Source organism: Mycobacterium sp. E3298, assembly GCF_001666895.1.
GTDB lineage: Bacteria > Actinomycetota > Actinomycetes > Mycobacteriales > Mycobacteriaceae > Mycobacterium.
In genome coordinates this window covers 1-18288 of record NZ_LZJB01000101.1, presented here as the reverse complement: position 1 = coordinate 18288, position 18288 = coordinate 1, and the positions used below count along the sequence as shown (strand labels likewise).

General features: G+C 71.3%; 12 protein-coding genes and 1 pseudogene. 6 read left to right on the top strand and 7 right to left on the bottom strand.

The genetic code is table 11. From position 1 onward, the window contains the following. Positions 1–80 precede the first annotated feature (80 nt). Positions 81–485, top strand: a complete 405-nt coding sequence (locus tag A9X05_RS04625) for a CBS domain-containing protein (protein ID WP_067756545.1) — start codon at positions 81–83, stop codon at positions 483–485. Next, positions 482–2014 carry an FMN-binding glutamate synthase family protein gene (locus tag A9X05_RS04620; protein ID WP_067779562.1) on the top strand — a complete coding sequence of 511 codons (1533 nt, stop codon included), beginning with the start codon at positions 482–484 and terminating at the stop codon, positions 2012–2014. Before A9X05_RS04625 ends, A9X05_RS04620 begins: the two co-directional genes overlap by 4 nt. Here the strand turns inward: A9X05_RS04620 and A9X05_RS04615 are convergent. The 3 genes from A9X05_RS04615 to A9X05_RS04605 form a co-directional block, all read right to left on the bottom strand. Then, entirely contained in the window at positions 1989–4676 is a 2688-nt protein-coding gene (locus A9X05_RS04615; RefSeq protein WP_067779559.1) for a cation-translocating P-type ATPase, read from the bottom strand. The genes A9X05_RS04620 and A9X05_RS04615 overlap by 26 nt on opposite strands. 36 nt (positions 4677–4712) lie before the next feature. Beyond that, a complete protein-coding gene (locus A9X05_RS04610) occupies positions 4713–5330 on the bottom strand; it encodes a DUF5994 family protein (protein WP_067779556.1) in 618 nt (205 codons plus the stop codon). A 147-nt stretch (positions 5331–5477) separates the two neighbouring features. Beyond that, the gene (locus A9X05_RS04605; protein WP_231978246.1) at positions 5478–9746 is read right to left on the bottom strand and encodes a cation-translocating P-type ATPase; all 4269 of its coding nucleotides are present in this window, start codon (positions 9744–9746) and stop codon (positions 5478–5480) included. Between the two features lie 268 nt (positions 9747–10014). Here A9X05_RS04605 and phoU point away from each other — a divergent pair, with 268 nt between their 5' ends. The 3 genes from phoU to mgtA are packed head-to-tail and all read left to right on the top strand — an operon-like array spanning position 10015 to position 14337. Further along, positions 10015–10680, top strand: a complete 666-nt coding sequence (phoU, locus tag A9X05_RS04600; protein ID WP_067752769.1) for a phosphate signaling complex protein PhoU — start codon at positions 10015–10017, stop codon at positions 10678–10680. Between the two features lie 37 nt (positions 10681–10717). Beyond that, positions 10718–11710, top strand: a complete 993-nt coding sequence (locus A9X05_RS04595; protein WP_067752765.1) for a magnesium transporter CorA family protein — start codon at positions 10718–10720, stop codon at positions 11708–11710. Next, complete coding sequence (mgtA, locus tag A9X05_RS04590) at positions 11707–14337, top strand: magnesium-translocating P-type ATPase (protein WP_067779551.1); 2631 nt, start codon at positions 11707–11709, stop codon at positions 14335–14337. Before A9X05_RS04595 ends, mgtA begins: the two co-directional genes overlap by 4 nt. 10 nt (positions 14338–14347) lie before the next feature. Here mgtA and A9X05_RS04585 read toward each other — a convergent pair whose 3' ends face one another. Together A9X05_RS04585 and A9X05_RS04580 are read right to left on the bottom strand one after the other, a co-directional pair. Continuing rightward, entirely contained in the window at positions 14348–14545 is a 198-nt protein-coding gene (locus A9X05_RS04585) for a hypothetical protein (RefSeq protein WP_231969195.1), read from the bottom strand. A 100-nt stretch (positions 14546–14645) separates the two neighbouring features. Continuing rightward, a complete protein-coding gene (locus tag A9X05_RS04580; protein WP_067752758.1) occupies positions 14646–14996 on the bottom strand; it encodes a DUF732 domain-containing protein in 351 nt (116 codons plus the stop codon). Between the two features lie 167 nt (positions 14997–15163). On the opposite strand from A9X05_RS04580, the gene A9X05_RS04575 reads away from it, so the two are divergent. Next, complete coding sequence (locus tag A9X05_RS04575; protein ID WP_067752755.1) at positions 15164–16081, top strand: PHB depolymerase family esterase; 918 nt, start codon at positions 15164–15166, stop codon at positions 16079–16081. Positions 16082–16228: 147 nt separating this feature from the next. Here A9X05_RS04575 and nei2 read toward each other — a convergent pair whose 3' ends face one another. Continuing rightward, on the bottom strand, positions 16229–16984 hold the full coding sequence (nei2, locus tag A9X05_RS04570) for an endonuclease VIII Nei2 (RefSeq protein ID WP_067779545.1): 756 nt from the start codon (positions 16982–16984) through the stop codon (positions 16229–16231). 13 nt (positions 16985–16997) lie between these two features. Further along, positions 16998–18288, bottom strand: a pseudogene (locus A9X05_RS04565) (ATP-dependent helicase); the annotation flags it as partial.

Sequence of the window (18288 nt, the reverse complement as noted above, 5' to 3'; positions counted from 1 at the left end):
GACGGCTAGGGCCGGATGGACGCGGATTGAGGACTCAGGTCACTAGAAAGGTCCGCCACCGGCTGGCGAGCATGGTGGACGTGACTGACATTTCTCCGACGGGGTCCCTCCCGATCGCCACCATCACCGGCGACCCCGTGGCACGCGTACCCATCAACGCCACGATCGCCGACGTCGCCAGGGCCATGGTGACCTGCGACGTGGGCGCGATCGTGATCGGCGACGACCCGCGGCCGGCCGCGTTGGTCAGCGAGCGCGACATCGTGCGGGCGGTGGCCGCGGGGCGAAATCCCGCCACCACCCCGGTCTCCGAGGTGGCCAGCACGAAACTGGTGTGGTGCGACGCCGAGGCCTCGGTGGACCAGGTCGCCGCCCGAATGATGGACCGCTACATCCGCCACGTGCTGGTGGAGCGCGACGGCGCGCTGGTCGGCATCGTCTCGGCCCGCGACGTGCTGGGTGTCTACACGAATTTCGATTCTTGAGGCCGCGCGCGGTCGCCGCGTTGGTCGGCGGTGGCCTGGCCGGGCTGACGGGGTGGGATCTGCTGCAGCGGCGGCACACGATCCTGCGCAACTACCCGATCATCGGGCACCTGCGGTTCCTCCTGGAGGCGGTCGGCCCCGAGCTGCGCCAGTACATCGTCACCGACAACGACGCCGAGCGGCCGTTCAGCCGCGACCAGCGGCGCTGGGTGTACACGTCGTCGAAGCTGGCCAACCGGTACTTCGGCTTCGGCACCGACAACGACCTGGAACGGGTGCACAACTATCCGATCATCAAGCACGCGGCGTTTCCCGTCGCGGCACCGGCGGACGCGCCCGAGCACCCGGACCCCGCCGTTCCGTTGCCGGCGGCGAAGGTGCTCGGCGGCGCGCGGGGCCGCGCCAAGGCCTTCCGTCCGTCGTCGGTGGTCAACGTCTCCGGGATGAGCTTCGGCGCGCTCGGCGGCGCGGCCATCACCGCCCTGAACAAGGGGGCGGCGCTGGCCGGCGCCCTGCACACCACCGGCGAGGGCGGGGTGTCGCCGTATCACCTGAACGGCGGTGACCTGGTCTGGCAGGTCGGCACCGGCTACTTCGGCTGCCGCGACGACGACGGCCGGTTCAGCCTGCCCCGGCTGGTCGACCGGGTCGCGGCCACGCCGGCGATCCGGGCCATCGAGATCAAGCTCAGCCAGGGCGCCAAGCCCGGCCTCGGCGGCGTGCTGCCCGGCGCCAAGGTCACCCCCGAGATCGCCGCCATCCGCGGGGTGCCGGCCGGGGTGGACTGCAAGAGCCCGGCCGGCCACTCCGCGTTCCGCGACGTCGACGGGCTGCTGGAGCTGGTGGAGACCATCGCCGCCGCGACCGGGCTGCCGGTGGGCATCAAGTCGGCGGTGGGGGAAGAGCGGTTCTGGTGCGAGCTGGCCGCGCGCATGGCCCGGACCGGCACCGGCGTCGACTTCGTCACCGTCGACGGCGGCGAGGGCGGCACCGGCGCCGCCCCGCTGGTCTTCACCGACCACGTCGCCCTGCCGTTCAAGTGGGCGCTCCCTCGGGTCTACCGTGCCTTCGCCGAGCACGGCCTGCACCACGACGTGGTGTTCGTCGGGTCGGGCAAGCTGGGCATCCCGGAGAACGCGCTGCTGGCGCTGGCCACCGGCTGCGACATGGTCAGCGTCGGGCGCACCGCGATGTTCGCCATCGGCTGCATACAGGCCCAGCGCTGCCACACCGGCCGCTGCCCCTCGGGTGTTGCCACCCAGTCGCCGTGGCTGCAGCACGGCCTCGACCCGGATCTGAAGTCGGTGCGCTGCGCCAACTACCTGGCCACCCTGCGTTTCGAACTGGCCCAGCTGGCCCGCACCTGCGGCTACGTCCATCCGGCGCTGGTGCCGCTGGAGGCCATCGAACTGCTCGACATCGACATGAAGACGGTGCAGGTCAACGAGTTGCTGGGCTACCAGCCCGACTGGGGTTTGCCCGGGCCGGCCGACATCGAGGCGATCACGACCCTGATGACCGCAGGATGAATTTGCGGATTTCGCTCACCCACAGGACGGTGCTGGCCATCCCGATGCACACCAGCCACTGGCTCGCCGACAACGGCGTGGTGGTGAAGGCGGTGTTGAGGGCGGGCAGCTGAACGACGGCCACCTGCAGCAGCGCCGACAACCCGATCGCCGCCCACAACCACCCGTTGGCGAAGAACCCGCGAAACGCGGTCGTCGTCTCCGAGCGGGCGTTGATGGTGTTGACCAGCTGCGCGATCACCAGCACGGTGAAGCCCGCGGTGCGGGCGGTGTCCACGGAGGACGGCAGGGGACCGTCTGGCGCGTAGAGGTGCATCGTGAACAGCGTGGCGGCGGCCACGGCCGCGCCGATCACGACGATGTTGTTCCACATCCGCGCGTCGATGACCCGGTCCGACGCCGAGCGCGGCGGCCGGCTCATCAGCTCCTCGGTCTGCGGGTCCACGCCCAGCGCCAGGGCCGGCGCGCCGTCGGTCAGCAGATTGATCCAGAGGATCTGCGTGGCCAGCAGCGGCAGCGCGATGGAGTGGTCCCGCGCCAGGCCGACCGCCCCGGCCAGCACCACGCCGAAGAAGACGGTGAAGATCTCGCCCATGTTGGAGGAGAGCAGGTAGCGCAGCGTCTTCTTGATGTTCGAGAAGATGCCCCGGCCCTCCCGAATGGCGTGGACGATGGTCGCGAAGTTGTCGTCGGCGAGGATCATGTTCGCCGCCTCCCTGGCGACGTCGGTGCCGCTGCGGCCCATGGCGATGCCGATGTCGGCCGATTTCAGGGCGGGCGCGTCGTTGATCCCCTCCCCGGTCACGGCGACGATCTCGTGGTCGGCTTGCAGGGCGTCGATGATGCGCTGCTTCTCGGCCGGATCGACCTGGGTGAACTGCGAGTGCAGGCGCACGGTTTCCCGCAGCTGCTCGTCGTCCAGGGTGGCCAGTTGAGCGCCGGACACGGCCGCCTCCCTGTCCTCGATGCCCAGCTTGCGGGCGACGCGCGCCGCCACCCGGGGGTGGTCGCCGGTGATCATCACGACCCTCACCCCCGCCCGGCGCGCCTCGGCGATCGCCGCCGCGGCCTCCGGTCGCGGCGGATCGGTGATGCCCACCATGCCCAGGTAGACCAGGTTTCCGTCCGACTGGTAGGCGACCGCCACCGCGTGCAGGGCGTCCAGCGCGAGCCGCTCGGCCTCGCCCCGGATCGTGGCCCTGGCCGACTCGTCGAGCGGGGCGAGCCGCCGGCCGGCCTGCAGGTACGTGCAGCGGTCGAGCAGCCCGTCGGGGTCGCCCGTCGTCACGCGCGCCGGGGCCGGGCGCGAGCCGTCGTCGAGCTTGCGGTGCGCCACCAGGAAGGCCGCGTCGACGGGATCGCCCTGGACCGTCCACCGGCCGTCCTCCTCGCGCAGGGTGGCCGCGCCGGCGGCGGCACCCCCGTCGAGCACCAGCGCGACCTGCCGCCACAGGTCGTCGCCCTCGGGCAGTGCGACCCCGTCGCGCTCCAGGCGACCCTCGGGCCGGTATCCGGCGCCGGTGACCTTCACCTCGCCCAGGGGCGTGACGACCCGCACGATCGTCAGCTCCCCGGTCGTCAGGGTGCCGGTCTTGCCCGAACACACCACCGATGCCGAGCCCAGGGTCTCGGCGGACGACAGCTCCTTGACGACGGCGTTCCGGCCGGCCATCCGCCGCATCCCCAGCGCGAGCACCACCGACATGATGGCGGGCAGGCCTTCCGGAACGGCCGCCACGGCCAGCGAGACACCCAGCAGCACCGCCGTCACCACGTCGTGGGCGCCGTGGATGCCGAAGACCAGGAGAATGGTCGCGATCACCACGACGGCGATCACCAGCACCGCGATGCCCAGCAGCCTGCTGGCCCGCGCCACCTCGCGCTGCAGCGGCGTCGCCTCGTGGTCGACGGTCCGCACCAGCCCGGCGATCTGACCGGTCTGGGTCGCCATCCCCGTCGCGGTCACCACCGCCCGCCCGACGCCCTTGGCGATCGCGGTGCCCTTGAACACCATGTCGGCCCTGTCGTCCCGATCCGCCGAGTCGGGCAGCGTCTGGGCGGCTTTGGGCACGGGTTCACTCAGGCCGGTCAGCGCGGCCTCGGACACCTCGAGGCCCGCGGCCCACAGCAGCCTCGCGTCCGCCGCCACCGCGTCGCCCTCGGCGAGCAGCAGGACGTCGCCGGGCACCAATTCGCCTGCGGGGACGGTGCGCCGCGCCCCGTCCCGGACCACCGTCGCCGACGTCGCCGCCATCCGCGCCAGCGCGCCGACCGCGCGCTCCGCGCGGGCCTCCTGCGCGTAACCCAGCAGCGCGTTGAGCACGAGGATGACCGCGATCACCACGGCGTCGACGGGCCAGCCGCCGGCCCCCTCGACGGCCCAGACCGCGAGCGAGGCGATCAGCGCGGCGAGCAGCAGGTAGATCAGCGGGCTGCGAAACTGCGCCAGCAGCTTTCGCCACGCCGGCGCCGGCGAGACGCTCTCGATGTCGTTGGCGCCCACCACCGTGAGCCGGCGGGCGGCCTCCGCCCCGGTCAAGCCGAATTCGGCGTCGCTGCACAGCTTTTCGACGACGGCCGGGCCGTCGAGGAAGGCGGGGTCGGGGTGTGTGCCGGGGGCCGAAGCCGTGACCTCCAGCCAGTCCCGCGGCTGGATGCCCATCCGGTCGCTACTTTGCGATGCAGCCAGCGGTTCGGCTTACGCCGTCAACGATGGTCGCCGATGGTCGTGCGGCCGCGATTCCAGCATGCGGTTGCGCACGATGTGTTCGACCAGGATCGGCACGAAGGTCTGCACCGGCGCGTCGACGAACTGACTCGCCGCCTCCTCGCTCCAGCGCTTGATCTGGGCGGTCCGGCGCTCGTCGCCCAGGCCTTCGTGACGGGCCAGCTTGTCGGCGACGTCGGCCACCGATCGGGCCACCGTCGAGCGGCTGGCCGGGGCGGCCTCGGCGTCGCCGGGTTTCCCCGCGCGCTCGAGCGCTTGCCGGGCCGCCTCCTCGCCGGTGTCCGGACGGATCACCTGCAGCGTGACGTGGCGGCCGTTCTCGCCGATCAGGATGACACTGGTCGGCTCGTCGCTGGTGAAGCCGAGCAGTTCGACGGTGTGCCCGGCGACCTCGACCAGGGCCGGCGTCTCGTCCCAGCCGTTGCGGCGGTAGCCCACCATCACGATCCGGCCCATCCGCTCGGACAACGCCGTCAGCAACTTCGGCAGCTCGTCGACCAAGTTGGTCGACTGTGGCCACCAGGCGCCGTCGATGTGCTCCGATACCGACCGATAAGGCTTGAGCCGCAACCGATTGTCGCGCTCCATCTCAACCACCTGCTCGCTTACCTTTTCGAGTTAGCCGTCGTACCGCAAACGGTACGGCCGGCGTGACCGGCCCGCGACCCGGAGAAGTGACCGCGGGGTTTACCAGACATGAACAACAAGTGCCGCCAACCGGTTTCGACCGCGACATCAGTCGCCGACCATCCGGCGCTGCACGCTCTGGGACGCGCGCAGCAGCAAGTCGGGGGCGACCGCCGACAGCGAGCTGGCCGCGGCCGCGGCCAGCAGGCCCTGACCCCAGGCCAGCGGATCCACGGGCGTGCAGCCGAACACCTGGCTGAGCCCCGGGGTGCTGACCACGAGAACGAGCGCGCCCAGCGAGCCGACGGACGTCAGCACCACCAGCGGGGCGCGCGAGTCGACCAGCGTCTGGGTGAGCTGCGCGCCCACCAGCGCGATCAGCGCAACGGTCGCCGCGCGGCGCGGCGGGCCGGTCACGCTGGCCATCGCCCAGCCCGCCGTCGCGCCGATTGTGGTTGCCGCGCCGCGGATTCCGATCGCCCGCCACATGGCCGCCTCGTCGCGGCTGACCTCGTCGGTGGCCGCCTGCGGGCTGACGGCCAGCGCCGCGGCGGGCAGCGCGTCGGTCAGCATGTTGACCAACAGCATCTGCCGGGCGTTGAGCACCGACCGCCCGGTGAGGACGGTGGTGATCAGGGCGAAGCACACCTCGCCGAGGTTGCCGCCCAACAGCATCGACACCGCAGATTGCACGCGCCGCCACAACTGCTGGCCCTCGTCCAGGGCGTCGATCAGCGCCTCGATCCGCTCGTCGAGCAGCACCACGTCGGCCGCCGTGCGGGCCGCATCGCTGCCGCGGGCCGCCACGCCGATGCCCACGCTGGCCGCCCGGATCGCGGCGGCGTCGTTGACGCCGTCGCCGACCATGGCGGTGACCAGACCGGACCGCTCCAGGGTCTGGACCACGTCGATCTTGTGTTCCGGCGTCATCCGCGCGAACACCACCCCCGACGACGCGGCCGCGGCCCGCCCGTCGGCGGACAGGGCTTCCCAATCGCTGCCGGTGATCACCTGATCGGGGGTGACGTCGAGCCCCATTTCCTGGGCGATCGCCGCGGCGGTTGCCGGGTGGTCACCGGTGATCAGCCGGACGCCGATCTCACGCGCGGCGAGTTCCTTGAGCACCGCGTGCGCCGCGGGCCGGGGCGTGTCGGCGAGCCCGAGCAGGCCGATCGGGGTGAGGCTGCCGGTGCACAGGGTCTCGAGGTAATCCGGATCCGTTGCGGCGGTTGAGGCTTCCTGCTGGCTCAGTGTCCGCTCGGCCACGGCCAGCACCCGTAGCCCGCCCGCCGCCATCTCGTCGATCTGCCTGGTCAAGGAGTGGTCGTGCTGCAGCAACGCCGAGGAGAGCACCTCGGGCGAGCCCTTGATGGTCAGCCGGGTGCCGACCAGTGCGGCGGCGAACGGGCGGCCGGACTGGAACGGCAGGAACGCGTCGCGGGTCAGCCGTTGCGGCGTGGAGCCGTCACCGCGGAGGGCCGGGTCGGCGGCGGCACGGTGGATGGCGTCGTCGGTGGCGTGATCGACCCGGTGGCTGTGCCGGGCATAGCTGGTGCCCAGCGCCGCGTCCAGCACCGCGCCGGCGGCGTAGCCCGGCAGCGGGCGCACCTCCTTGACCTTGAGCCGGTTTTCGCTGAGCGTCCCGGTCTTGTCGAAGCACACCACGTTCAGCCGGGCCAACGCCTCCACCGAGTGGGGGTTGCGGATCAGCACCGATTCGCCGGTGAGCCGGCGGGCGGCCGCCAGCTGGGCCAGGGTCGCCACCAGGGGCAGGCCCTCAGGGATGGCGGCGACGACCAGCGTGACCGCGCTGGACACCGCCTCGCGCAGCCCGGTGCCGCGGGCCACGCTGAGCAACCCGACCAGGCCGCCGCTGGCCACGCTGAACGGCAGGGCCCGACGGGTGATGTGCCGCAGCTGCCGCTGCAGCCCGATCTCTTGCAGCTTCCTCGGCGCCATCGCCAGCGCCCTGCGCATCTCCGACCGCGATCCCACGGCGGTGACCACGGCCACCGCCGTGCCCGCGACCACCGTGGTGCCGGCGTAGAGCATGCAGGTCCGTTCGGCCAGCGGCGCGCCGGGCGTGGGCTCGGTCTGCTTGGACACCGGCAGCGATTCGCCGGTCAGCGTCGACTCGTCGACCTCCACGTTCGAGGCGTGCAACAGCCGGGCGTCCGCGGGGACCACCTCGTCGGCGTGCACTTCGATGATGTCGCCCGGCCGCAGCCGCTTGGTCGGCACCTTCTCGCGGCGCTGCGCGTCCAGCGCGCCGACCCGGCGTCGCGCCGGCGGATCCTGCACGGCCAGTAGGCGATTCAGCGTGCGCTCGGCGTGCAGCTGCTGCTCGGCCGACAGGGCGGCGTTGACCAGCAGCACGCTGCCGACCAGGACGGCGTCCAGCGGGGAACCGAGCAGGGCGCTGGCCGCCGCGCCGGTGGCCAGCAGCGGCGTGATCGGGTCCGCCAGGTCACCGCGCATCTCCTCGGCGAAGTCGCGGATGTTGTTCCAGGACGCCGCGGTCGCGTCGTGCAGGACGCGAAGCGGGGGCACCCGCTGCCACCGCGCGGGAATCTCCTCGCGGTCCTCGTCGACCGGGCGGGGCAGTAGCCGCTGCACCTCGGTGACCGGCAACGCGTGCCAGTCGTGGGCGGTTTCGGGTTCGGGCAGCGGGTCCCGCAGGGTCTTCACGGCCGCCCGGTAGCCGAACCACAGGCTGGCGACCATGCCGACATTGACCGACGCCGAACTGCGGCCTGGCACACCGGGAATCAGCATCAGCGCGCCGATCGCGGAGGCCGAGGCCGACAACCGGACCGCGCCCTCGGTGGCGGCGCGCGCGGCGGGCAGCGCGTGCAACATGCGCCAGGCGCCGGCCAGGTCCTTCGCGACCACGTCGGCGGCCCAGGGCGCGGGATGCCCGGGCCGCAGCACCCCGATGGTCACGTCGGACCGGTGCGCCCCCCGCATGCCCGAGGTGGTCAGCAGCGCCACGGTGTGCCCGGCGGCCTTCAGTTCGGCGACGGCCGCCGCAACCGCGTGGTCGATCGATCCGTCCGCGGGGTAGAGCTGATCGAAACCCTGTGCCAGGGAACGCAATCCGTCGTCGTCGAGGGAATAGACCCGCGGCTGGGAGCGCCGCGCCTCGGTGAGCACCGCCGCCGCGAACGGATCGCGGACCGGGCTGATCAGGGCCTGGCCGACGTCGCCGGCTCCCGGAATGTCGGCCAGCTGATGCCATCCCGGCTTCATGCCGTCGCTGTCGAGCGTGGCCAGGACCGCCGCCCAAGCGTGTGCGCGTGCCGAATTCTCCACGCCCAGAACGCGACTGACCGTGAGCTCGTCGGTGTACAGGGCTCGAGGGTCGACCATGATCGCGTCAATCCGGTCGAGGGACCGCAACACGCCCGGACGCAGCACCAGCGCGTCGTGGCGGCTGGTCAGGCCGAGGTTCATCGTGCAGCCGAACGCTTCCCGCACGGTCCGCAACGGTTTGGGGACCGCGGCAAGCGCGGCGGCGCCCGCCGCGTCGGGGTTGCGGGTGAGCAGGCCGACCGCGGCGGCGGCGCCGATGCCGGCCAGTCCGGCGCGGTTGGCGTAGCGTTCCGCGGGCCCGTCGGGCGGCGACGGGTTGCCGACGGGGGTCGCGGCCGCGTCGTCGGGCACCGGTTGGCCGGCCAACTCGGGTTCGTGTCGACTCCACGCCAGCCTGCCGTTCCACGCCTCGGCGGCCAGCATGGTGCGGGTGGCGGCCTCGGCGGCCGCCGCCGTCGGCGACAGCGTGAGCGCCGCGGTGGTGGCGTTGACGATGCCGAACAGCACGTCGGTGCCCTCGGGCCCCAGGCGCCGCTCCAACTCGCGGCGCAGCCGCGGCAGATGGTCGGCCACCGTCGGCGGCACGGCCACCAGGTCGGGCAGCCGGGGCAGCCGCAGCAGGCTGCCCGTCAGGGACAGGCCGAAGCCGACCGAGGCGGCCGTCGCCGCCACCATCCGGCCCATCAGCAGCGCGTCGTCGCCCGGCAGGCTGGCCGGGTTCGCCCGCGCGGCGCGAGCTCGGCGGGGCCGTTCCGCGCCGGCGACGGCCCGGCACAGCTCGGCCGTCGAGGGACCGTCGTCCGCCACGGTCACCACCAGGCGCGCCAGGGCGGGGTTGAGGTGGGCCCGCTCGACGCCGGGCAGCGCCCGGACCGCCGCCAGGACCGCCGCCGCGATGTCCGCGGCGCGCTCACCCTCCAGCCCGCGCACCTCGATCCAGCGCCTCGGTCCGTTGGCGCTGACGCGCCGGGCGCGCGGCCCGCCCGCCGCCTCCAGCACCGCACCCGCCGCGGCGCGGGTGAGCCCCGGGACATCCGGCGTCGCGCGCACCAGCGACCTGCCCATGCTCGTCGCGACGTTGCCGCCCAACAAGGCGGCGCCGGCGGCGATCTCGGCGCTGAGGGCGGCGACGCGCAACGGCGCCGTCAGCAGTCCCAGTCCAGGGAGGCCGCGTCGTGTGCTCACCGTGTTCTCTCGGCTCGGATGGATGGTCCTCGATATGGTGACAGCGGCAGGTTAACCGGCGGTGGCGCGGGCGGGAGGAGTCATTCAGGCTCTTTTCGGGTGCCTTTCGTCCCTTGCGAAAAGCGCTCGCATTGGCCACCGTTGCGCTATGCGAACCGCTTACCACCACCAGCTCGAAGAGTTGAGCGTCCAGCTCGGCGAGATGTGCGGCCTGGCCAACGAAGCCATGAGGCGCGCTACCAGGGCATTGTTGGAGGCGGACTTGGACGCCGCCGAACGGGTCATCCGCGAGCACGACCAAATGGTGGTGATGCGGGGCCGCGCGGAGCGAGAAGCGTTCGCGTTACTGGCACTACAACAACCGGTTGCCGGAGAGTTACGGGCGATCTTCAGCGCCGTCCAGATCATCGCCGACATCGAACGGATGGACGCGCTGGCGGTGCACGTCGCCAAGATCGCCCGGCGTGAACACCCGAATCGGGCACTGCCCGACAAAGTCCGCGCGTGTTTCGCCGAGATGGCCGAGGTGGCAATCGCGTTGGGCGACAACGCGAAACAAGTATTGATATCCCACGATCCGGAACAGGCCGCGCGGCTTCGCGAACAAGACGACGCGATGGACGAGCTCTACCGGCAGCTGTTCAGCGTGCTGCTGGACCAGAACTGGACGGACAACATCCCCGCCGCCGTGGACGCCGCGCTGCTGGGCCGCTTCTACGAACGCTTCGCCGACCATGCCGTGGAAGTCGGGCGCCGCGTCATCTTCATGGTCAGCGGCGACCTGCCCGAGCAAGACGAGATCTCCACCTACTGACACGGCGGCGGCTGGGCCGGGCTGAGAAGATAGCGTCGTGCAGGGCAACATCCAGGGCCGCGTGTGGCGCCACGGTAAGCCACAGGACGACTTCACCTTTGACGACATCTCGGAGTACCTCCGCGAACCCGACACCCTGGTGTGGGTGGACCTGTGCGCCCCCGACCACGACGCGCTGTGTGACCTGGCCGCCGAACTCGGCCTCAACACCTGGGCCGTCGAAGACGCCGTCGCGGCCGCCGAGCGGGTCAAGGCCACCGCCTACGAGACGCACACCTTCTTCACGGTCTATGCGGTCGAGGTGGCGGCGGAGGCCGCCGACGAGCCGGGGCGAATGCTGTCCATGCACCGGATTTCGGCGTTTGTGCTGCCCCGCGGCCTGATCACCGTGCGCCTGACGCCGGACTTCGACATCGCCGCGGTCACCCGGCGATGGGAGGAGATCGGCGCCCAGCAGTACGGGGTGGGCGCGCTGGTGCACGGCCTGCTCGACGTCGTGGTGGACAGTCATTTCGCGGCGGTGGAGGCCCTGGACGACTGCGTCGAATCCATCGAGGACGAGCTGTTCGACGGCAGGCCGCGCCAGGCCAGCTTTCAGCGCCGGACATTCCAGATGCGCCGCGACCTGGTGGGGCTGCGGCGGGTGGCGCTCCCGATGCGGGAGGTGGTCAACTCGATCCAGCACCACCGGCACGAGGTGGGGACCGCCCCGGAACTGGACCCGCTGTACGCCGACCTGTACGACCACGTGCTCCGCGTGTCGGAATGGACGGAATCGTTGCGGGACATGGTCACAACGATTTTCGAGACCAACCTGTCGCTGCAGGACGCGCGGCTGAACACCATCATGAAGAAGCTGACCGGATGGGCGGCCATCATCGCGGTGCCGACGGCCATCACGGGGTTCTACGGCCAGAACGTGCCGTACCCGGGATTCGGTCACCTCGCCGGGTTCATCGCCAGCACCAGCCTGATATTCGTTCTGATGGGCGTGATCTACCTGATGTTCAAACGCAGGGATTGGCTATGACGACAGAGGTGTTACCGGGTCCCGCGGCCCCGACCACGACGTCGGTCGCGGCGGCCCCGGTCGACGAGGTGCTGCGCTCACTGGACAGCTCGGCGGCGGGACTGTCGAGCGCGGAAGCCGCTGCCCGGCTGACGCGGTACGGCCCCAACGCGGTGCGGACCCATCGCGTCAATCCCCTTGCGGTGCTTGGCCGTCAGCTGCGCAACGCGGTTCTCATCCTGCTGGCCGGCACCGCGGTCGTCTCGTACTTCCTGGGCGACAGCATGCAGGCGGTCATCATCGGCATCATCCTGGTCGCCAGCATCGGCCTGGGTTTCATCAACGAGTACCGCGCCGAGCGGGCGGCCGCAGACCTGCACGCGAGCGTGCACCACAACGCCGTGGTGCGCCGCGACGGGGAGTTCGTCACGCTCGCCGTCACCGCGCTGGTACCGGGCGACGTGATCCGGCTGGCGCTGGGGGAGGCGGTGCCGGCCGACGTCCGGCTGATCGAGGTCAGCGGTTTGGAATGCAACGAGAGCATTCTGACCGGGGAGTCGACCGGCTCCGAGAAGTCGCCCGAGCCCGTGCCCCCCGGAACCGACCTGGCCGACGCGGCCGACCTGGCGTTCATGGGCACCATCGTCAGCGCCGGCGAGGGCACCGGGGTGGTGTACGCCACCGGGAGGAACGCCGAATTCGGCCGCATCGCAGCGGGTTTGGACGAGCGTCAGCCGGAAACCGGCTTCCAGGTGGGCCTGCGCCGGTTCTCCTATCTGCTGCTGCAGGTGGCCGTTGCGCTGATGGTGGTCATCTTGATCAGCAACCTGCTGTTGGCGAAGCCGATCATCGACTCGGTGCTGTTCTCGCTGGCGATCGCCGTCGGCATCACGCCGCAGCTGCTGCCCGCCGTCGTCAGCACCGGCCTGGCCACCGGGTCGCGGCAACTGGCCAAGGCCAAGGTGCTCGTCAAGCGGCTGGTGTGCATCGAGGACCTCGGCGACATCGACATCCTGATCACCGACAAGACCGGAACCCTGACGGAAGGCCGGCTGCGGATGGTCGAATCCGTCGACCCCGCCGGTGCGCACAGCGACCCGGTCCGCCGGCTGGGGCTGCTGGCCACCGATGTGGACCCAAAAACCGGTGGCGCCAGCGCCAATCCGCTCGACGCCGCGCTTTGGGAGTCGCCGCAGGCGCACGACTTGGTGGCTGGCGCCGGGCGGGTTGCGTTGCTGCCGTTCGACCACGAACGCCGGGCGACGTCGGTGCTGGTCGACGACGGCGGAACCCGGCTGCTGGTGGTCAAGGGCGCGCCCGAGCAGGTGCTGGCCCAATGCCGGGGCACCGCGGCGGCGGCAGAGGAAACCCTCGCGGCGTTGTTCGCCGCCGGGCGCAGGGTGGTGGCCGTGGCCGCCAAACCGGCGCCGGGTTTGACCGCGATCACCCGCGCGGACGAGTGCGACCTGTCGCTCGCGGGCTTCCTGGTCTTCGCCGATGAGCCCAAATCCGCCGCGCGGCAATCACTCTCGAAACTGGCCGACCTGGGTATCGAGCTGAAGATCGCCACCGGGGACAACCCCCGTGTCGCCGAAAAGGTCTGCGGCGACTTGGGTCTGGCGTCCAAGGGCACCATCACCGGCGCACAACTGGACGCGCTGGACGACGACGCGTTCGCCGGTGTCGCGCAGGACCACACCATCTTCGCGCGCATCTCCCCGGAGCAGAAGGCGCGGCTGATCACCGCGCTGCGCCGCAAGGGGCGGTCGGTCGGCTTCCTGGGCGACGGCGTCAACGACGCGCTGGCCCTGCACGCCGCCGACGTCGGGATCTCCGTCGACAGCGCCACCGACGTGGCCAAGGACGCGGCCGATGTGGTGTTGCTGGAAAAGGATCTCGGGGTGCTGGCCACCGGGGTGGCCGAGGGCCGGCGCATCTTCGCCAACACCATCAAATACGTGCTGATGGGCACGTCGAGCAATTTCGGAAACATGTTCAGCGCGGCGGCCGCGTCGGCGCTGTTGCCGTTCCTGCCGATGCTGCCCAGCCAGATCCTGCTGAACAACCTGCTCTACGACACCTCGCAGCTGGCGATCCCTTCCGACCGGGTCGACGCCGCGCAACTGCAGGCGCCGTCGCACTGGAACGTCGCGTTCATCCGCCGGTTCATGTTGATCTTCGGCCCGATCAGTTCGCTGTTCGACTTCCTGACGTTCGGCCTGATGCTGGGCGTGCTGCACGCCGGCGCGGTCGAGTTCCGCACCGGCTGGTTCGTGGAATCGCTCGCGACGCAGACGCTGATCATCTTCGTGATCCGCACCCGCATGGTGCCGTTCTTCCGCAGCCGGCCCAGCGCGCTGCTGGCCGTCACCAGCATCACCGTGGTCGCCGTCGGCGCCGGGCTGACGATTTCACCGCTGGCGCGGACCCTGGGCTTCACGCCGCTGCCGTGGCAGTTCTTCGCCGTGCTGGGGATGTTCGTGATCTGTTATCTGGTGCTGGTGGAGCTGGCCAAGATGCTTTTCTACAGCGAGCCGATTCACCTTGTCGGACAACCGCATCGCACCCGGGGCAGCGCGTATCGCATCCGCAGGCGCGCCGCGCGCTACCACCATTACGCCGTGCGGCGGACGCGGAGAACGAACTGAACCTCAGACCTCAGTGATGGATCTGCACCGTGGGCTGGTCCGCAAGGCCGTGCTGGATGCCCCGGTTGATCTTGTCCGTAAGGGCGGCGCTGTCGGTGGGCGACGTCTCCTCGCAACTGCAGCTGAGTGTGTTGAAGGGGCTGGGGTCGGCGTTGGCGGCGGCTGCCGTCCATCCCGCAGCCCCGAGCGTGAGTGCAACGCCGACCAAAAGTCTAGGAATCATTTGGCCTTCGAGTTCTCAGGAATTGTTTCCGAATTAAAATTTTACCGGCGCGTTTGTCACGAGCCTGTCAACTGGCTGTTAACTTTCAGGCCTGGGCGCCGTACTTCGGGCAGTACGCCCGGATGCTCACGCCCACGAAGTAGCCGGCGTGGTAGCCGTCGAGGTGGCTGTTGGTCATGACGTCGTTTGCCACCTGTTGCGGCGCTTCACCGGAGTCGAGTTGCTGGCAAACCAGATGCCCGGAACGGATCGCCGTTTCGGGCGATTCGTAGTTGATGCCCTTGGCGGTCAGCGCGGCGAGGAACGCGTCATCGGCGGCGCTGGCGTGGGCGGCCGGGGTCGCGCCGAGCACATCCAGCAGTCCGGCCGCGGGGACCACGCCGGCAGCCATCAGCAACAGCAGAAGGCTGGGGTTGCGTATCTGGGTCCTCGTCATTTCTGATACTCCCGTGACATCGAAGTGCCGTTGCTCGCTGACAGCGGGGGCTGCCCGAATATTCCCACGTTGCGGTGCCGCTTGGTGCAGGATCAATCATATTGCGATCATCGCCACACCCAGAGCACGGTTTGCTCCGCCATTGGCGTTGCCGGGATTCTGACGACATGCCGTACGTGCGTTTGTTGGCTGTGGTGCTGGTCGCGCTGTGCTTGGTGGGCTGTGGCGAGCGGCATGTGTCGGCGGCCAGCGCTCGGGACGCGTCCGGGACGTTCCGGTCCGGCGGCATGGACCGAACCTACCTGTTGCACGTGCCGCCTGGCAGCCCGGTCGGCCTGGTCCTGAGCCTGCACGGCGGCGGTGGCACCGGCAACGGGCAACGGGGACTGACCGGGTTCGACTCCGTCGCCGACGCCCACAACCTGCTGGTGGTCTACCCCGACGGTTACGACAAGAGCTGGGCTGACGGCCGCGGGGCGTCGCCGGCCGATCGCCGGCACATCGACGATGTCGGCTTCCTGGTGGGGCTGGTGGGCAAGCTGCAGAACGACTACGGCATCGCCCCGGGGCACATTTTCGTCACCGGGATGTCTAATGGCGGATTCATGTCCAACCGGCTGGCGTGCGACCGCGCCGACGTGTTTGCCGCCGCCGCGCCCGTCGCGGGCACGCTGGGCGTGGGCGTGGCGTGCAAGCCGTCGCGGCCCGTGTCGGTGTGGGAGGCCCACGGCACCGCCGACCCGCTGGTGCCGTTCAAGGGCGGGGTGGTGCGCGGTCGCGGCGGGGTCAGCCACGCCATCTCCGCCGACAGCATGGTGAGCACGTGGCGGTCCGCCGATCGCTGCCAGGGCGACCCGTCCGTCCAGGCGCTGCCCAACGTGGGGGACGGGACCGTCGTGCGCCGCTTCGACTCCACGGCCTGCGCGGCGTCGACCGAGGTGATCTTCTACCAGATCGACAGCGGCGGGCACACGTGGCCCGGCGGCAGGCAATACCTGCCCAAAGCGATCATCGGGCCGACCACCCGCGCGCTCGACGGCTCGGAGGCCATCGCGCAGTTCTTTCTGGCGCACGCGCGGGGCTAGTGGCGATCGCGAGCGCGGTGTGGCCGGGCGCTGCGGGTCGCCACCATGGGGCTCGTGGCGATCGCGAGCGCGGTGTGGCCGGGCGCTGCGGGTCGCCACCATGGGGCTCGTGGCGATCGCGAGCGCGGTGTGGCCGGGCGCTGCGGGTCAGTGCTGGCAGGACGGGCACCAGTAGGTGACCCGGTCCCCGGAGCCGTCGTAGGAGATGGGGGTGCCGCAGCGACGGCAGCCCTGCCCGGCGCGCCCGTACACCCACAGCTGCCGGCCGGACCGGGTGTCGCCGGTGGTGCAGCGGTTCCACCGCAACCGGTTGAGCCACAACATGTCGCGGGCGCGTGAGACCAGCCGGTGCGGGTCGCCCACCGCGCTCACCGGCGCGGTGGGCAGGTGCCCGCTGACGAAACACAATTCGTTGGCATAGACGTTGCCGATCCCGGCCAGGACGCGCTGGTCCAGCAGCGCCTCGGCGAGCGGGCGGTCCGGGTGCGCGGCCAGGTTGGCGGCGGCCACCCCGCCGTCCCAGTCCTCGCCGAGCAGGTCTGGACCCAGGTGCGCGACGGCGTCCTCGTCGCGATCGCGTTCCAGGATCTCCAGCACGCCGAGGTCCACGCCGACGGCGCGGACGGTTCCGGCTTCCAGGACGATGCGCGCCCGGTGGTCGACGCGTAGCGGCCGCTCGCCGACCCGCCAGCTGCCGTCCATCTTCAGGTGCGAGTGGATGCTCGCCCGGCCGACCCGGATGAACAGGTGCTTGCCGCGGCTGAGCACCTCGTCGACCGCCTGCCCGGTGAGGTCGACCGTCGCGTACCGCGGGACGCGGACGTCGCAGCGGGTCAGTGTGCGCCCGGCCAAGTGCTGGCGCAGGACGGCGGCGGTGTGCCAGACGGTGTCTCCCTCGGGCATGGCTAGCGCGGCCTCACCGGAGCCGGAGTCCGCGCGGCGTCCGGGCGAACCCGGCGTCGGCCAGCGCCTCGGCCACCGGGCTCGGCCCGCCCGCTTGTGGCTGCAGCGCCGGCGCCCCGTCGATGCGCTCGACCAGGATCGACGCAACGCGCCGGGAGGCGACCAGGTCGGCCAGCGCCGCAGCCGCCGCCGCGTGGGCCGCGGGGTCGTCGGTGAACGTCAGCAGGGACCGCCCGCCGCGCTCCAGGAACCAGCCCAGGTGGCCGTCGACCAGCACGACGAGCGCGCCGGCCTTGCGGCCCGGCCGGCCCCCCTCGCCGCCCGACGCGGGCCACGGCAGCGCGGCGCCGTAGGGGTTGGCCGGGTCGGCGGCGGCCAGCACGATCGCCCGGTATTCGGGTCGCTCGGGGTCGATGCCGTCGCTGTAACTGCGCAGCCGGTCGACGGTCGACGCGACCGCGAACTGCGCGCCGCCCAACGACTCGACGAAGTAGCCGCGCTGGCATCGGCCGGCCTCCTCGAAGGTGCTCAGCACCTTGTAGAGCATGGCGAACCCGCCGCCGATCCCCTCGGCCGCCACCGCGCCCTTGGTCAGCACGCCATGGCGGCCCAGCAGCAGCTCCGCCTGGTAGTGGGCACGCACCGTGGAATCGGGCTCCGGAGCCGGCAGGGCCGACCACCGGCCGGCGACCGTCGGATCGGCCGGGCGCGATTGCGCGTTCGCGACGCTGTATCGGCTCAGCCGCGGCGGCCGGTGCGACCGGTGCGCGGGTGCCGCGCGTTTTCGGCTGCCCACCCCGCCGAGCACGGCGCGCACCGGCGCGAACGTGTCACCGGTGACCCAGCCCGCCCAGATCAGCTCCCACAGCGCGGCTTTCAGCTCCGAGTCGGGCAACCCGCTTTGGGTGAGCTGGCGAAAGAAGTACGCACCCCCGCCGGCCAGCGTGTCCAGGATCGCGCGGTGCGCGTCGGTGAGGTCGATCTCGGCGGGCCCGGCCAGGGTCAGCGGCGCGGAATCGCTCACGTGCAGCGCGACCCAGCCGTCGCTGGCCGAGATCGACCCGGCGCCCGACCAGGTCACCTCTCCGGTGGCGAGCAGCTCGTCGAGCATCGCGGGGGAGTAGTCGCGCACCCGCGGACCGAGCACCAGCGGCTCGATCGCCGAGGCCGGCATCCGAACCCCGGCCAGCTGGTCGATCACGGACATCAGGCCGTCCAGCCCCGAATTCTGGGCGGGCACCCGGTGCCAGGCCGGCAGGAACCGCCCGTACGCGGCGGTGCTCACCGGCTCCACCTGTGCGCGC

Excerpts from the sequence above, each read along its gene's own strand:
- A9X05_RS04580 (WP_067752758.1), bottom strand. The coding sequence starts at position 14,996 with ATGACGAGGACCCAGATACGCAACCCCAGCCTTCTGCTGTTGCTGATG.
- A9X05_RS04575 (WP_067752755.1), top strand. The coding sequence starts at position 15,164 with ATGCCGTACGTGCGTTTGTTGGCTGTGGTGCTGGTCGCGCTGTGCTTG.
- phoU (WP_067752769.1), top strand. The coding sequence starts at position 10,015 with ATGCGAACCGCTTACCACCACCAGCTCGAAGAGTTGAGCGTCCAGCTC.
- A9X05_RS04610 (WP_067779556.1), bottom strand. The coding sequence starts at position 5,330 with ATGGAGCGCGACAATCGGTTGCGGCTCAAGCCTTATCGGTCGGTATCG.
- nei2 (WP_067779545.1), bottom strand. The coding sequence starts at position 16,984 with ATGCCCGAGGGAGACACCGTCTGGCACACCGCCGCCGTCCTGCGCCAG.
- A9X05_RS04605 (WP_231978246.1), bottom strand. The coding sequence starts at position 9,746 with ATGGGCAGGTCGCTGGTGCGCGCGACGCCGGATGTCCCGGGGCTCACC.
- A9X05_RS04615 (WP_067779559.1), bottom strand. The coding sequence starts at position 4,676 with ATGGGCATCCAGCCGCGGGACTGGCTGGAGGTCACGGCTTCGGCCCCC.
- mgtA (WP_067779551.1), top strand. The coding sequence starts at position 11,707 with ATGACGACAGAGGTGTTACCGGGTCCCGCGGCCCCGACCACGACGTCG.